Here is a 2,881-nt window from a genome sequence, read left to right as displayed (position 1 = left end):
GAAAAAACCTCGCTCACGGCGATTGTTCATCAGCAAACATTGCCTCAAGCTATTGCTATTCAACAACCTATCTCTGATCAACAAGATAAACAAACGGCTCCACCCGTATCAAAATCGCTTCACTCAGACACTTCTGCTGCAATCGTCACCGCGTCTCGTTGGGGGGTAACTTCCCGAGTCGTTGAATACGATGGCCCCACTTTTGTCGATAACACACCCAATTACGACGTCACCGTCGCTCCCTTTAGGCTTTATCTTTTTCCTGTCGCTGAGTTGGCGGCATGGCAAGCTCGCCCCTATAGTTCTAACCATAGAATTTCTGGTTGGAAAGAAACGAATGCCATGTATGTGGCGTTAAATAGCCAGTACTGATCCTTCTTACTTTATATCAAGTGACAAAGTCACTCGCTTGTTCATTTAACTTGTTTATTTAAAGTAATAACAACTCAGCTTTGCTGAGAGGATTGGTATGAAAAAAACACAAAATAAAAAGGCGTCAGCACGTCTTATTAATCACTATTCTGCGTGGAAGTATATCGTATTGGCCGCCACTTTGGTTGTGCTTGCCTTGAGCGCTATACCCACCTGGTACGGCGAACAGCCGTCTATTCAACTGCAAGTCTCCTCTAAAAATGAGACGCTTAATTCAGTCGTGGAATTAACTCATCTACTCGAAAAAAACGATATTGCGGTACAAAACATACAGCAGCAAGGTGGGAAAACGACCTTAGTCTTTGCTGATGAAGTCCAGCAAACGCACGCCAGAGAATTACTCGATGGCATGATCGAAAAAGAAGACAGTATTACGTTCTCTTACGTTTCGGTTGCACCAACATGGTTGACAAATTTAGGTTTTAACCCGATTAAACTAGGGTTGGATCTGCGTGGTGGTGTGCAATTTTTGCTGAACGTTGACGTGGATAAAGCGTTCCAAGAGCAGCGTGACAGCATGATCGATACCGTGAAAGATAAGCTTCGTGACGAGCGTCTTCGCAGCGTGAAAGTTAGCTCTGAAGGTATTGATGGCTTCAAAGTAATGAGCAATTCAGCGGAAGATCTCAATAAAATCAATGCATTTCTTAAAGAGACTTACTCAGGGTGGGATATCCAACGCTCTTCTGATCAACTGCTGATCAAGCCTTCAAAACAGAATCGAGTCGATTTCCAATCAACGACGCTGCAACAGAACCTCAAGATTATGCGTGATCGCATTGAAGAGCTAGGCATCACTGAAGCTATGGTTCAGCGCCAAGGTGAACACAGCATTCGTATCGAATTACCGGGCGTGCAAGACCCATCACAAGCGAAAAACGTGATTGGTGCGACGGCGAGCCTTGCTTTTTATGAGGCGAAATCACCCAGCGAAGCGTTTACGTCGCAAGACATTGTGCTAAAAGATGAAAATGGCCGCAATGTTGTACTTACTAAACGCCCTGTATTAACCGGCGATCACATTGTTAATGCGCGCGCAGGTATTGACCAAGTGGGGATGTCTGAGGTCAACATCTCGCTTGACCACGCTGGTGGCAAAATTATGAGTGATTTTTCATCCAAGCATATCGGTAAACCGATGGCGACCGTGTACCGTGAATACACCACCAATGCCCGTGGCGAAACAGAGCGTAGCGAAAAAGTGATCAGTGTTGCGACCATTCAATCGCAGCTGGGTAGCCAATTTAGAATCACTGGTGCAGGTTCGATGGAAGAAGCACAGCAGCTGGCTTTATTGCTGCGTGCTGGTTCATTAACCGCGCCTGTGACTATCGTAGAGGAGCGTACCATCGGCGCTTCATTGGGCGCAGAAAATATTCAAAATGGTTTTGCCGCATTAGCCTTAGGTATGGCATTAACGCTGACTTTTATGGCGCTTTGGTATCGCCGTTTGGGCTGGGTGGCGAACGCGGCGTTGCTGTTTAACATGGTGTGTCTCATTGGTCTGATTGCCTTATTGCCGGGTGCTGTGCTGACCTTGCCGGGGATTGCAGGTCTAGTTTTGACGGTTGGCATGGCCGTCGATACCAACGTGCTAATTTTTGAACGCATCAAAGACAAAATCGCGGAAGGTCGCAGCTTTGCGCAAGCGATTGATACAGGTTTTAGCAGCGCCTTTAGCACCATTCTTGACGCCAACGTCACCACTATGATCACCGCCGTGATTCTGTATTCGATCGGTAATGGTCCAATCCAAGGCTTTGCCCTGACTTTAGGGCTCGGCATTATGACCAGTATGTTCAGCGGTGTATTTGCTTCGCGTGCGGTTATCAATCTCATTTGGGGACGAGATGCTCGTCGTGATGTAAGGGTATAAACATGATTGATTATTTGAAAAACCATATTCGTCCAATTCGTTACATCACGAGCGTACTCTCTGTGACATTGATGCTGATCTCATTAGTGGCGTTTGGTGTGAAAGGCCTCAACATGGGTTTGGATTTTACTGGTGGGATGGTCACCGAAGTCACGGTCGATAAAACCCTCACCAACAAAGAGTTACTGCAAGCGTTGAAACCTACATTAGGAGATTCAACGATGCTCACCAAAGCAGGTGAAGAAGGACGTTGGGTTATCCGCTACGCGCTTCCTGAAAGCGATCAAGAGACGCCTAACATTCCCACTTTGCTCAGCGACGTCTCTGAACATGTGACGGTGGTGAGCAACAGTATGGTCGGCTCGCAAGTGGGACAAGATCTGGTGGAGCAAGGTAGTTTAGCGTTGATGATCTGCTTACTGTGTATCTTAGGTTACTTGTGTTTCCGCTTTGAATGGCGTTTAGCGAGCGGCTCGTTGTTGGCCTTGCTGCATGACGTTATTTTAGTGCTCGGTTTCTTTGCCCTGACACAGATGGAGTTCAACCTAACCGTGTTTGCGGCGGTACTGGCGG

Annotated in this window: 2 protein-coding genes and 1 pseudogene; all 3 read left to right on the top strand. The window is 46.9% G+C overall.

The window, feature by feature from the left end; all coding sequences use genetic code 11:
* A partial coding sequence (locus B9J84_RS07070; protein WP_094123841.1) for a hypothetical protein occupies positions 1 to 372 on the top strand: 372 nt, incomplete at its 5' end.
* A gap of 97 nt (positions 373 to 469) precedes the next feature.
* The gene (secD, locus tag B9J84_RS07065; protein ID WP_013868525.1) at positions 470 to 2,308 is read left to right on the top strand and encodes a protein translocase subunit SecD; all 1,839 of its coding nucleotides are present in this window, start codon (positions 470 to 472) and stop codon (positions 2,306 to 2,308) included.
* A 2-nt stretch (positions 2,309 to 2,310) separates the two neighbouring features.
* A pseudogene (locus tag B9J84_RS07060) lies at positions 2,311 to 2,881 on the top strand (protein translocase subunit SecF); the annotation flags it as partial.

The organism is Vibrio sp. V03_P4A6T147, assembly GCF_002241085.1.
GTDB lineage: Bacteria > Pseudomonadota > Gammaproteobacteria > Enterobacterales > Vibrionaceae > Vibrio > Vibrio anguillarum.
The sequence above is the reverse complement of the archived record's forward strand: the minus strand, read 5'-3'. Positions and strand labels throughout refer to the sequence as shown.

What these genes read in the sequence shown, in the direction of transcription:
- secD (WP_013868525.1), top strand. Translation starts at nt 470, where the DNA reads ATGAAAAAAACACAAAATAAAAAGGCGTCAGCACGTCTTATTAATCAC.